Source organism: Acinetobacter sp. (assembly GCF_039596015.1).
Classification (GTDB): domain Bacteria; phylum Pseudomonadota; class Gammaproteobacteria; order Pseudomonadales; family Moraxellaceae; genus Acinetobacter.
In genome coordinates this window covers 1-12,936 of sequence record NZ_JBCNKN010000016.1, presented here as the reverse complement: position 1 = coordinate 12,936, position 12,936 = coordinate 1, and the positions used below count along the sequence as shown (strand labels likewise).

Genomic DNA, 12,936 nt, shown 5'->3' with positions numbered 1-12,936 from the left:
TAATGAGTTCGTTTGATATACGCAAAGCAGTTCGACCTGTGGTCACTTTGCTCACGCTAATACTCGCAGTGTATGCGATTGTTCATTTGTGGAACTACTATAATGCTGAGCCGTGGACACGGGATGGTCGAGTACGTGGCGATGTCATTCAGGTATCGTCCGATGTGTCAGGGCTAGTGTCAGAGGTATTGGTGCAGGATAACCAGACGGTCAAGAAAGGACAGCCTTTATTTACAATTGATATTGCTCGCCAGAAACTTGATGTTGAGCAGGCAAAAGCAGATTTGGTTAAAGCCAAGGCTGCCCAAGCACAAGCAGAGGCAAATCTGGTTGAGGCAAAAGCCAATTTGGTCAAAGGGCAAACCATGACCGATTTGGCTGAAAAAAATGCCAATCGCTATACTAACCTTATGGATGGTGCGATCTCGAAACAAGAGCGAGATCAAATGCTTGCAACCCGAGATCAGTCCCGTGCCGATGACGGACAGTTACAGGCAGCGATTGAACAAGCCAAAGCCAATATTCAGCAGCAAAAGGCAGCCGTTGATGTTGCCCAAAGCAATTTGCATATGGCAGAGTTAAATTTACAGCGTTCTGAGGTCGTTGCCCCAGCAGATGGGACTTTGGTGAACTTTAGTTTGCGTAGCGGTAGCTATATTAAAGTTGGTGATAATGTTGCGGCATTGATTGATCGTAAACAACTTTATGTGGTTGGATATTTTGAAGAAACCAAACTGGAAAAAATCCATTTGGGAGATAAAGCGACCATTCAGTTAATGGGCGATTCGCAAAAAATTAAAGGGCATGTGCAGGGGATTGCATCGGGGATTGATGACCGAGAGCGTTCGACCAGTGGAAGTTTGCTTGCAAACGTTAACCCAACATTTACATGGGTGCGTTTGGCGCAACGTGTACCTGTCAAAATTGTGTTAGATGAAGATCCAAAAAATCAGTTGGCTTTTGTTGCAGGGCGTACTGCAACTGTTCATATTTTGCCAGCTGATCAGACCGCAAAAAAATAGGCAAATAATTTTGCCTATTTGATTTAAGGTTGAATGCCCTGAGGGTCGTAATACCAACTTTCAATCATCAGTTTGGCTGCAAGGCTATCGGCAGCCAAACGCTTTCCCTGACCTTTACGCTGAAATTCCTGTAATTCTTCTCGTGCTTCACGTGTCGTTAAACGCTCATCCACCATCCATGTTTCAATGTTGGTTTGGTGGCGTAGGCGTCGTGCAAATTTGCGCGCACGTAAAGAAAGTTCAGACTCGGAATCATCCATATTTAATGGAAGTCCGACAAGAAACAATTGCGGTTGCCATTGTCCTACAATTTTCAGTAACGCTGTCCAGTCAGGAACCCCATCTTTCATGGGAAATAATGCCAAAGGATTACTGGATTGAATGGCACTTTGTCCAACAGCCATTCCCATTTTCTGCGTGCCAAAGTCAAAGGCCATAATCAGTTTTGCTGTATGTGTATCAGGCATGACCTATCTCTGAAGCTAACCATGAACGATCAATGCCGATTTTTTTATAAGCGGCATCCCAACGGTCATCATAAGGGAGGTTAAAAATCAAATCCATATCAACATCGCAAATCAGCCAATCACCTTTGGCAATTTCTTGCTCAAGCTGGTTTTTCTCCCAACTTGCATAACCTAATGCAATTTGATAACGACCAACGCCTTCGTTGTGTGCAATTGCATCTAAAATATCTTTACTGGTCGTAATGCAAATATTTTCACCAACAGCAATTGAAGAGTGCCAAACTGGTTGTCCTGTATGAAGAACAAAACCAGCTTCGGGGCGAAGAGGGCCGCCTTGTAAAACTGCATGTGGCTGAACGTGGTCAGCATCAATATCAAGGTCGTTGAGCAGTTCTTTGACCTGAATGCCTGTGGGACGATTAATGATAATACCTTGGGCACCATCTGCATCATGTCGAGCTAAGTAAATGACGGTATTGGCAAAAAAATCATCCGACATATCTGGAGGGGCAATAAGACAACGATGCGTGAAATATTGTTTGGTCACCTAGGCAGGTCTCCCTAAATTTAAAATTTTGGATTTAATATTGTGTCTTTTGATCAACATACAAGACCAAAGACCTTTCGCCAATATCTTTCTGTAGGCATCGCTGCAATTTCGGGTGGATGTGCCTACTTTTGCAGCAATTTGGTTTTTTTATTTTGTTTGGTTCTGGAATTTGAGCTGACGCAACTGTTTTGCATGTTGTAAGGTCGTATCGTTGATTTCAACCCCGCCTGTCATGCGTGCCAATTCATCAATACGTTGCGGTTCACTTAAAGCAAAAATGGTACTGCTTGCAGGGTCAGTTTGTTGTTTTTGCACCAAAAGATGTTGGTCAGAATAAGCTGCAACCTGTGCCTGATGAGTGATACAGACAATTTGTACATGTTTTGCCAGACCTGACAAGAGCCGTCCTACAATTTCGGCTGTTCCACCACTAATCCCGACATCGATTTCGTCAAAGACTAAAACTTCGGCTTCGGTTTTTTCCGCGTTCATGACTTGCATCACCAAGGCAATACGCGATAATTCCCCCCCTGAGGCAACACGTGCCAACGGCTGTGCGGGAATCCCTTTGTTGGCAGTAAAGAGCAATTGAATTGCACTTAATCCTTCGGCATTTGGTTGTTCTAAAGGTTCAAATTTGAACTCGAAGAACGCTTCAGGCAAGGCAAGAGGCTTCACTTGTTCAGTTAATTGTTGAGCCAATGGAATTGCGGCTTGTTTGCGTAGTTGATCCAGATGCTGAGCATGTTCTAAAAACAGTTGCTCGGTTTGCTGAACATGTTCCGCCAGTGTTTCAGGATCTTCAAGTTGTTGTAGCTGTTCTAATTCTTGTTGCCATGTTTCGTATTCTTGTTTGAGCTGTTCAGGCTGTGTCCGATATTTACGGGCAAGACGATGAAAAATTTCTAAGTCCCGATTAAGCTGTTCCATACGTTCAGGGTCAAAACTTTGACGGTCAATAAACTGACGTAAGTGTGCGGTGGCATCATCGACTTCACTTTGTGCATTCATGAGTGCCTGATAAATACTCGCCAGTTGATCGCTGCGCCCTGTATGACTTTCGAGGCGACGAATCAGCCCTGAAATTTCTTGGCTAATATTTTGATCTGCTTCATCGAGTACATTTAGACTATGGGCACAGTCTTGCATAATATGTTCATGATGACTTAAGCGATCAAACTCCTGTTCAATTTCAGCATAATTATGCGCCACAATTTCTTCAACTTCTTCAAGTTGCTGCTCAAGCGTTGCAATGCGTTGTAAACGTGTGGTTTGTGCCAAAATTGCCTGTTCATGCTGTCGGATGGCTTTTTGCCATGTTGAATAGGCTTCACGTACCTTGTGTGCAGGCTGTTCAAAATTACTATAACGATCAAGCCATTGTTTTGGATAGGGTGGTTCAAGTAATTGCTGTTGGCTGTGCTGACTATAAAGTTGTACCAGTAAACGCCCCAAGTCCTTGAGTTCTGCAAGACTACTTGGGCGACCATTAATCCATGCCTTACTGCGTCCTGTTGCAAAAATCACCCGACGGAGGTGAATTTCTCCCGAATCATCTTCTAATTCATGATGATTTAACCATTGTGCTTCAGGTGAATCTGGCTGATAAGTGAAGATTGCTGTGACATCGGCCTTGTCTGCACCGTAACGGACAGTATGACTATCGGTACGTTCGCCTAGACAGGCTGACAACGCATCGAGCAAGAGTGATTTCCCTGCACCTGTTTCTCCAGTCAGGACATTAAAGCCTGGCTCGATGTCTATTGCCAAATGATCGGCTAAGGCAAAATTAATCAGCGTTAAATGAGTCAGCATAAATTACGCATCCTGAAAGGCAAAAATACCCAAAAATTTTTAAAAGCGTCACAACAATTTCATGTTTTAGAATGATTATACAAAACAGGGTCATACTGCAATTCCTATTTTGTGCTTCGTCAGATATTTCATGTTTTTAGTCTAAAACAGATTTAGAAAAGTTGTATGACATGATGCCGTCTACTAGACTAAAGCAGGAAAACGAAAACCTGTGTAAAGTGTTGCATGAAAACCGTTGTTTTTTCGGCATAAAAATTGCTGCCTTTGCATATTGAATCTTGTGATTGATTCGTCGCACAAGCCTAATTAAACTACGTTTATCACTTAATATATAAATGCGCATTATCTGGAGATACGCATGTCTGTTCAATTTGATCATGTTTCAGTACTAAAAAAATCTAATGTGTACTTTGGTGGGTTATGTATCAGCCATACTGTACAGTTTGAAGATGGAACGAAAAAAACGTTGGGGGTTATTTTACCAACAGAAGAACCTCTAACCTTTGAAACACATGTGCCAGAGCGCATGGAAATTATTTCGGGCGAATGTCGTGTAAAAATTGCCGATAGCGAAGAAAGCGAATTGTTCCGTGCAGGGCAATCTTTCTTTGTACCGGGCAATAGCAAATTCAAAATCGAAACGGATGAAGTGTTAGATTACGTTTGCCACTTAGAAGGTTAAGCAAACCGATTCAAAATCCGTTAAACTATATCCCTGTTCAATCCTGTAAAGTTGGCTTTGCAGGATTTTTCTTTTTGCTTTTGGTGTACTTTTGAGGTGAATTGTTCATGGCAAAACCAGAATACTACTATGGTGTGCATTCTGTAGAATCCCTATTAGAGCTAGAGCCAGAACGGGTTTTGACTTTATTTACCTTAAAAGGGCGTGATGATCAGCGTTTACAACGTATTTTAGAGTTGGCTGAACCTTTTGGGATTAGTGTGCAAAAAGCCAGTCGTGACAGTCTGGAAAAACTTGCAGGACTTCCTTATCACCAAGGCGTGGTGGCGGCTGTCCGTCCACATCCTGTTTTAAATGAAAAAGATTTGGATCAGTTGCTACAGCAAAATCCAAACAGTTTACTTTTAGCATTAGATCAGGTGACTGACCCGCATAACCTTGGCGCATGTATTCGAACGGCTGCGGCAATGGGTGTACAAGCGGTGATTGTTCCTCGTGATCGTTCTGCAAGCTTAACGCCAACAGCGCGTAAAGTCGCGGCAGGTGGTGCTGAAAAAGTTGCCTTTATTCAGGTGACCAATTTGGCAAGAACACTGGCGCATTTAAAAGAAGAACATTTCTGCCGTGTAATTGGTACGATGTTGGATGAAAAAGCACTTCCTATCCAAAAATGTGACCTTACTGGTGCTGTCGTGGTGGTGATGGGTGCAGAAGACACTGGACTGCGTCCAATTACACAAAGTCAGTGTGACCAAACGGTTTATATTCCAATGTCGGGTAACTTACAAAGTTTAAATGTGAGCGTTGCAGCAGGTATGGCACTGTATGAAGCATGTCGTCAACGCTTACAGGATTAATTCTGACTTTTTTACTTGAAATTCGCTGACGAATCATCTAATAAAGAAAATGCTGCGATGTTCTGACATGGCGGCATTTTTTATGCACTTTAAAATTGGCTTTACAACCAAGCGATCCACTTTTCAATACAGTTTCCATCTTTTGTCAAAAAGAGGCAGGTAAAGACATGAGTTCACGAATGCAAGGTTATTTATTCGTGGTGATTACCATGTGTATTTGGGGGAGTTTTACGATTTTATCTCGCCTCAATGCACAATGGCATATCAGTGCTTGGGACATTGTGGCACTGCGTTTTACCATTGGTTTTTGTATCTTAATGCCGATTTTAATTTTTCGACGTGAAACCGCATTTTTATGGAAAAAAGAGCCTTTTATTTTAGGGTTACTTGGCGGGGTTGCCTACTGTTTGACAGCCTATTCAGCATTTCATTATGTCCCTGCTGCACATGCGGCTATTTTCTTGAATGGCTGTATTCCTTTATGTACCGCCGTTGCAGGTTTTTTTCTGTTTAAGCAGCCGTTTGATAAACATATCTGGCTAAGCCTCGTCATTATGCTGGCGGCTGTGATTGGTATGAGCGTATTGATGTATGAGCAAACACATGTGGCCTTTAGTTTTGGCGATGGTCTGTTCTTTTTAGCTGCAATTTGGTGGGGAACATTTACTGTTCTACTCAAACAATGGAAACTGTCGGCATGGCAGGCAATGAGTGGTGTTGCGATTTGGTCAGCTCTGATTTATTTGCCTCTTTATGTCTGTTTTCTCCCAAAACATTGGCATGATGCAACCGTGATGCACTTTATGATTCAGGGTGTTTTTCATGGCATTTTCGTGGTGATTGTAGCGACATTAACCTATATTGCGGCCATTGAGCGGTTAGGTGCTTTTAAGGCGGGAAGTATTGTAACGCTCGCTCCGTTTATTGCTGCTTTACTTGCGGTTCCTTTACTTAATGAACCTCTAAGCGGTGCGGTTGTGGTGGGATTAGTGGGTATGGCGATTGGTGCATTGCAACCGTGGCGCTGGATTTTCCGTAAAGATGCCTTGGAAACTCAGCTTGAACAGCAAAAGTTGAATCCTTCTGTCTCCAAAGATGAGTCCTGATTTATCGGGGCAATAAATGCTTGAAGATCATCTCTCATGTAATTTGAAATTTCACGTTCAAATTGGGACAGAGAGCCATCTTTTTGTGGGATTTGTTCTCTTTTATGCATTGTTCAGGCTATCTACCTATGCGAGATGAGTAACACTTTATTGGGTTTGGGCAAGCGCTAAATATTGTTGGTGCAATGGGCTAAGTTGCGCATAAAGATCACTTAATGCACCATCATTCACCACAATATCATCAGCTAAAGTCTGTTTCTGATCTCGAGGCATTTGTGCTGCAATAATATTTTGAATGTGACTAGCAGCATGTTGGTCACGCTGAGATGCACGATGTAATTGTAAGGTTTCAGGTGTATCAATCAACAAATTGCGTTGCGTTAGATGCGTTTGTTGGGTTTCAAACAGTAGGGGAGAAACCAAAATAACATAAGGGCTGGTTGCAGTTTGAAGCTGGCGTTGTATTTCAGCACGGATAATTGGATGGGTGATATTTTCTAGTTGCTGCTTTGCCTGAGGGTGCTCAAAAATATATTCACGTAAAGCACGTCGGTTCAGTTCGCCATTTTCGAGAAGTACCCACGCACCAAATACATCATGAATTTGTTGCAGGGCAGGTTGTCCCGCCTGAACAATTTCACGCGCGATAACGTCGGCATCTACAACAGTAATTCCTTGTTGCTCAAACCATTGGCTTGCAACCGTTTTTCCACTTCCAATACCGCCCGTTAAACCCACAATAAAGCGCTGCATCTAACCACCTAAATAAACTTTCATAATGGCATCGCCACATAAAAAGGCGATCCAACCCGCGATTGCCAAATAAGGCCCAAAGGCAAAAGCCTGATTTTCTTTACGGACTTTGAGTAGGATAATACCAACGACAGCACCAACCACAGAGGACAATAAAATAATGAGTGGCAGCATCATTGGCCCAAGCCATGCACCTAAAGCAGCCAGTAATTTAAAGTCACCATAACCCATACCTTCTTTACCTGTCACCAGTTTAAATAAGATATAGACCACCCACAAACATAAAAAGCCGATAAGACTGCCCCAAATGGCGAGTGTCGGTGTGGTAAACAGGTAATAACTATTTACAGCAAGCCCTAAGCCGACCAGACTAAACGTGAAGCGGTCTGGAAGAAGTTGCGTATCAAAATCGATAAATGTCAGGGTGATGAGGATCCATGTAAATACAAGTCCTGCTAGCATTTGCCATGTTGCACCAAATTTCCAGACCATCATCACTGAACAGATACAGGTTAAAACCTCAACCAGTGGGTAACGAATACCAATTGGATTGTCACAGTTTGCACATTTACCTTTTAGGAACAACCAACTGATTACAGGAATGTTTTGGTACCAGCGAATTGGGGTGTGACATTTAGGACAAGCCGAAGCAGGTCGGCTTAAGCTTAATTTTTCTTGATCAATGATGGGTTGTTCTGGATGCAATAACAGTTGGCATTCTTGTTGCCATTCTTGCTGCATCATACGTGGTGTACGGTAGATGACAACATTCAAAAAGCTGCCGACACATAACCCCAATAATGCAATAACAAGATAAAGCGCACTTGGGGTTGTACTTAAAAATAGAATAAGATCAGACATTAAACAACAGAACCCATTTGGAAAATTGGAAGGTACATTGCAATGACCAAACCACCGACCAGAACACCAAGTACCGCCATAATTAAAGGTTCCATCATGGCAGTTAAACCATCAACAGCATTGTCGACTTCGCTTTCATAATAAGTTGCGACTTTATCCAGCATGGTATCTAGCGCACCAGACTCTTCACCAATAGCCACCATTTGAATGGCCATAGAAGGGAAGCGGTCTGTAGCTCGCATGGCAAACTGAAGTTGTTGCCCTGTTGAGACATCCTCGCGGATTTTCATTACAGCACGTTCAAAAATCACATTATTGGTTGCGCCTGCCGTTGATTCGAGTGCATCAATTAATGGAACACCTGCTGCGAAGGTTGTTGCCAAAGTTCGGCTATAACGGGCAATGATGGATTTATAAACCAAGTCTCCGAAAATAGGCAGCTTTAATACCAGCTTATCTAAAAAGTCACGAAACTTAGGACTCCGTTTTTTCGCTTCAATAAAGGCAAAAATTGCAACACCAAATCCAATAATGAGCATGTACCAATATTGCTGCATCCATTTCGACATATTCACTACAAGTTGAGTGAAAGCAGGGAGCTGTGCACCAAAAGAACTAAATAAATCCTGAAACACGGGAACCACTTTCACCATCAAAATAATGGTGACAATGATGGCGACGACGACAACCGTAGCAGGATATTTCATCGCCTTTTTAATTTTTTGCTTTAAAACTTCACTCTTTTCTTTGTAAATCGCCACGCGGTCTAACATGGTTTCCAAAGAACCTGATTGCTCACCAGATTCAACGAGCGAGCAAAATAGGCGGTCAAAATATTGTGGATATTTACGCAGGGCGCCAGTAAAGGTATTTCCGCCTTCAACTTCGCCTTTAATTCCCAGAACGACTTCACGCATTGCAGGATTATCCAGACCCTCAGCGACAATTTCAAAACTCTGTACCAAAGGCACCCCAGCTTTCATCATGGTTGCCAGTTGTCGTGTGAAAATCGTAATATCCTGAGTCCCTACTTTTTTCTTGAGAATCCCCTCTAGAATATTTTTACGTTTTTCTCGTATAGCTTTAACTGTAATGCCTTGTTTCCTAAGCGTTACTTTTGCTAAAGCCATATTGCGAGCAGGTAATTCCCCTGTTACCTTCAAGCCTTTACGGTCTACCCCAGTATAGGCAAATGTCGGCATCAACTGTGCTTTCTTCACTGCCATTGTCTTATCCTTTTTATATTTACATTGTATGGATACATTTAAAAAGCATACCACACCGAAGTGTTCTTAGTGGTATGCCGACCCCCACGTCATTTCAACAACATTATTCGCTTGTCACACGATTAATTTCTTGCAAAGAAGTTAATCCTTGCATGACTTTATTTAAACCTGAGCGACGCAAATTGGCAAAGCCAAGTTCTGAAGACGCTTGAGCAATTTGCAAGGCATTGCCATCTTCCATAATCAGTTTGGAAATTTCAGGTGTAATTTTCATGACTTCATACACCCCGACACGACCTTTATATCCTTCACGGCATTCTGAACAGCCAACAGGTTGATAAATCTGAAAATCGGGGTGGGCAAGATCTTGTTCGGTAAAGCCCATTTCTAGCAGGCTTTTTGATGGAACCTCTATCGGTGCTTTACAATGTGGGCATAAACGACGTGCCAGACGCTGTGCAATGACCAGATTCACCGAAGTTGCAATGTTAAAGGAGGGAACTCCCATATTGCGTAAGCGGGTGAGTGTTTCGGGCGCACTGTTGGTGTGAAGGGTAGATAAAACCAAGTGACCTGTTTGTGCGGCTTTAATGGCAATTTCGGCTGTTTCAAGGTCACGAATCTCCCCCACCATGATAATGTCAGGGTCTTGACGTAAAAATGAGCGCAATGCCATTGCAAAGGTTAAGCCCACTTTAGCGTTCACATTGACCTGATTAATCCCTTCAAGGTTAATTTCAACAGGATCCTCGGCGGTTGAAATATTGGAGTCTTCGGTGTTGAGAATGTTCAAGCCTGTATACAACGATACCGTTTTACCTGAACCTGTTGGACCTGTAATTAGAACCATACCTTGCGGGCGGTTTAATGCTTCAAGGAACAGATTTTTTTGTTCTTCTTCATAGCCTAGCGCATCAATCCCTAACATGGCGCTAGAAGGGTCGAGAATACGCAGTACAATTTTTTCACCAAACAAGGTCGGCAAAGAGTTGACACGAAAGTCGATGGCTTTTGTTTTGGAAATCTTCAGCTTGATACGACCATCCTGAGGAACACGTTTTTCAGAAATATCCATTTGGGACATAACTTTAATACGCGCGGTTAGACGATTGGCCAGTTGTAATGGCGGTGTCGCAATTTGTCGTAAAACACCATCGACACGATAACGTACCCGATACATTTTTTCGTAAGGTTCGAAATGAAGGTCCGATGCCCCCATGCGAATTGCGTCAACAAGTAATTTATTGACATATTTTACAATCGGCGCTTCGTCTTCTTTAACATCCTCATCGTGCATGTCATCAGATGAGGTTTCTTCGACACCAATATCAAGCTCTTCATCATCAAAATTAAATTGCTCTTCTTTACTAAAGTGATCTGCAATAAATTTTTCAAGTTTAGGATGTTCGACAATCACCATCTCAGGATTGAGCTGACTATTGAAGCGAATTGCGTCGATGGCTTCTAAATTGGTTGGGTTACTGGTCGCAAGATATAATGTTTGCCCTCGCTGAGAGAGCGGTACGATTTTGTGTTTGAGAATATGTTTCTCATCTACAATATCTTTTAATAAAAGGTCACTGTTATAAACAGAGATATCAAATAAAGGATAACCAAATTCATTGGCAATAGACTCAGCAATTGCCAATGGTGAAATATTCAGATATTCAACAAGATAAGCCACGATATCTTGTTTGTTTTTTTCTGCTGCTTCCAAAGCTTGTCGCATAGACTCTTCGGAAATCTGCCCCTGATCGACCAAACGTCGAGTAAAACCTGTTAAGCGTACTATCGAAAAATTAGCCATAATAATTTTCGCTTGATTTAGCTATGTCATCTAATTTGTATAGGCTGAATTATACTTTTGTATACAGAAAAAACATCAAGAAAGTCATGTTTTTTTAATTTTTTATTGCACTTTACTGATTTGAAATAAAAACCAGAATTAACTTTTTTGTATCACTGAAAAACCAGCATTGCGACCGATTTGTATAAAAAAGCAAAAAAAAGCTCAAAACTAAAAAAACTGTGTAAAATAAGCCCATTTTATTGAAAGGGTTTATTGTATGTCGGGTTCGACAATTGTGCCTTGGGTGGTTGGTAATTGGAAAATGAACCCAACACGGGCAGCTTCCGAGCAATGGACTAAAGAATTCAAACAACTTTTACAGCAAACTCCTATTTTGGCGGAGCAATGTCATTTGGCGATTGCTCCGATTAGCCTTGCATTGTCCGAGATTAAACATCAGTTAAGTGGAACGCCTGTCAATGTCGTTACACAGGATGTTTCTCGCTTTGCTGGAACTGGTGCTTTTACTGGTGAAATCAGTGCTGATTTACTGGCAGATTATGGCATCCAATATGTACTGATTGGACATTCGGAACGTCGTGAATTATTAGGCGATGAACCACAGGTTTTACGTGAAAAGCTCAAGCTTGCGTTAAAAGCAGGTTTAACCGTGATTTACTGTGTCGGTGAAAGTCTGGAACAAAGAGAGCAAGGTACGGCAGAGGTGGTAGTATTACAACAAATTTGTGATATTGCATCGGTTGTTGCGCCTGAACATTGGGAAAAACAAATCATTGTGGCGTATGAGCCAATTTGGGCGATTGGAACGGGGAAAACCGCTTCTGCACAAGATGCTCAGAGCATGCATGAAAAAATTCGTGCAGGTTTGTTACAATTAACATCATTTGGTGCGCAGATCGCAATTTTATATGGTGGTAGTGTCAAACCTGAAAATGCAAAAGAGCTTGCTGCATGTGCCGATATTAATGGTGCTTTGGTTGGGGGTGCATCACTGAATGCACAATCTTTCTATCAAATTGTAGAAGCCTTCGCGCAATAAAGTTTAAGGAGTTTTCAGCATGCATACTTTTGTGCTGGTTGTTCATATTATTCTGGCTGTACTCATGATTCTTTTGATTTTGATACAGCAAGGTAAAGGTGCCGAAGCGGGTGCATCTTTTGGTGGTGGCGGTGCGGCTACAGTGTTTGGTGCGTCGGGTTCTGCTAACTTTTTAACACGTGTTACTGCAATTTTAACGGCATTGTTTTTTGTGACCAGTATGACACTGGCTGTATTTGCGAAAAAGCAAACGGCAGCAGCGTATAGCTTGGGTGCGACAGCGCCTGTAACAGCTCCAGCGCAGACCACTACGACAGCCCCAATTAAACCTGTACAAACAAATTCGCCTGAAACTTCAACAACTGCACCGAAAAGCGCAAATTAATTTCATTTAAGCCTTTTCTTTTTTGAATGAAGCGAATAAAATGCGTGAAAATGCGGTGGTGGTGGAATTGGTAGACACGCTACCTTGAGGTGGTAGTGCTTTCGGGCGTGGGGGTTCAAGTCCCCCCTTCCGCACCAAACTTGCAAAAACAAGCAGTGTTTGGACATAACATAAAGGCTTAGACCGTAAGGGTTTGAGCCTTTTTTGTTGTTAAAATTTATGTAATAGACAGCCTCTTTATCCTAATATCGTAGGTTTACAAGTTGTGTGTCATATACAGTGAATATATAAAGAAGAATCCTTCTGATGCCATGATGGATTGTCCAATAGTTGAATGGGCGATATAAATTTAATTTATAAAAT

At 42.1% G+C, this 12,936-nt stretch carries 13 protein-coding genes and 1 tRNA gene; 7 read left to right on the top strand and 7 right to left on the bottom strand.

The window, feature by feature from the left end; translation table 11 throughout:
* Positions 1-2: 2 nt before the first annotated feature.
* A complete protein-coding gene (locus tag ABDV70_RS12095; protein WP_343598065.1) occupies positions 3-1,022 on the top strand; it encodes an HlyD family secretion protein in 1,020 nt (339 codons plus the stop codon).
* 23 nt (positions 1,023-1,045) lie between these two features.
* On the opposite strand, the gene ruvX is transcribed toward ABDV70_RS12095, so the two are convergent.
* The 3 genes from ruvX to recN form a co-directional block, all read right to left on the bottom strand.
* Entirely contained in the window at positions 1,046-1,489 is a 444-nt protein-coding gene (gene ruvX, locus ABDV70_RS12090; RefSeq protein ID WP_343598063.1) for a Holliday junction resolvase RuvX, read from the bottom strand.
* Positions 1,482-2,036, bottom strand: a complete 555-nt coding sequence (locus tag ABDV70_RS12085) for a YqgE/AlgH family protein (protein WP_343598061.1) — start codon at positions 2,034-2,036, stop codon at positions 1,482-1,484. Before ABDV70_RS12085 ends, ruvX begins: the two co-directional genes overlap by 8 nt.
* A 150-nt stretch (positions 2,037-2,186) precedes the next feature.
* Positions 2,187-3,854, bottom strand: a complete 1,668-nt coding sequence (recN, locus tag ABDV70_RS12080) for a DNA repair protein RecN (protein WP_343598059.1) — start codon at positions 3,852-3,854, stop codon at positions 2,187-2,189.
* 358 nt (positions 3,855-4,212) lie between these two features.
* Between recN and ABDV70_RS12075 the strand changes: the two genes are divergently transcribed.
* From ABDV70_RS12075 to ABDV70_RS12065, 3 genes are all read left to right on the top strand, one after another.
* Complete coding sequence (locus ABDV70_RS12075) at positions 4,213-4,536, top strand: pyrimidine/purine nucleoside phosphorylase (protein WP_343598057.1); 324 nt, start codon at positions 4,213-4,215, stop codon at positions 4,534-4,536.
* A 107-nt stretch (positions 4,537-4,643) separates the two neighbouring features.
* A complete protein-coding gene (gene rlmB / locus ABDV70_RS12070) occupies positions 4,644-5,393 on the top strand; it encodes a 23S rRNA (guanosine(2251)-2'-O)-methyltransferase RlmB (RefSeq protein ID WP_343598055.1) in 750 nt (249 codons plus the stop codon).
* A 167-nt stretch (positions 5,394-5,560) separates the two neighbouring features.
* A complete protein-coding gene (locus ABDV70_RS12065) occupies positions 5,561-6,499 on the top strand; it encodes a DMT family transporter (protein WP_343598052.1) in 939 nt (312 codons plus the stop codon).
* Positions 6,500-6,646: 147 nt separating this feature from the next.
* Here the strand turns inward: ABDV70_RS12065 and coaE are convergent, their stop codons facing one another.
* From coaE to pilB, 4 genes are all read right to left on the bottom strand, one after another.
* Complete coding sequence (gene coaE / locus ABDV70_RS12060; protein WP_343598051.1) at positions 6,647-7,252, bottom strand: dephospho-CoA kinase; 606 nt, start codon at positions 7,250-7,252, stop codon at positions 6,647-6,649.
* On the bottom strand, positions 7,253-8,113 hold the full coding sequence (locus ABDV70_RS12055) for an A24 family peptidase (protein WP_343598050.1): 861 nt from the start codon (positions 8,111-8,113) through the stop codon (positions 7,253-7,255).
* The gene (locus ABDV70_RS12050) at positions 8,113-9,339 is read right to left on the bottom strand and encodes a type II secretion system F family protein (protein ID WP_343598048.1); all 1,227 of its coding nucleotides are present in this window, start codon (positions 9,337-9,339) and stop codon (positions 8,113-8,115) included. Before ABDV70_RS12050 ends, ABDV70_RS12055 begins: the two co-directional genes overlap by 1 nt.
* Positions 9,340-9,442: 103 nt before the next feature.
* Positions 9,443-11,146, bottom strand: coding sequence for a type IV-A pilus assembly ATPase PilB (pilB, locus tag ABDV70_RS12045; RefSeq protein ID WP_343598047.1), 1,704 nt, complete (start codon positions 11,144-11,146; stop codon positions 9,443-9,445).
* A gap of 259 nt (positions 11,147-11,405) precedes the next feature.
* Between pilB and tpiA the strand changes: the two genes are divergently transcribed.
* The 3 genes from tpiA (at position 11,406) to ABDV70_RS12030 (ending at position 12,710) form a co-directional block, all read left to right on the top strand.
* A complete protein-coding gene (gene tpiA, locus ABDV70_RS12040; RefSeq protein ID WP_343598046.1) occupies positions 11,406-12,188 on the top strand; it encodes a triose-phosphate isomerase in 783 nt (260 codons plus the stop codon).
* Positions 12,189-12,207: 19 nt separating this feature from the next.
* Positions 12,208-12,573, top strand: a complete 366-nt coding sequence (gene secG, locus ABDV70_RS12035) for a preprotein translocase subunit SecG (protein WP_343598044.1) — start codon at positions 12,208-12,210, stop codon at positions 12,571-12,573.
* A gap of 52 nt (positions 12,574-12,625) precedes the next feature.
* A tRNA-Leu gene (locus tag ABDV70_RS12030) sits at positions 12,626-12,710 on the top strand.
* Positions 12,711-12,936 lie beyond the last annotated feature (226 nt).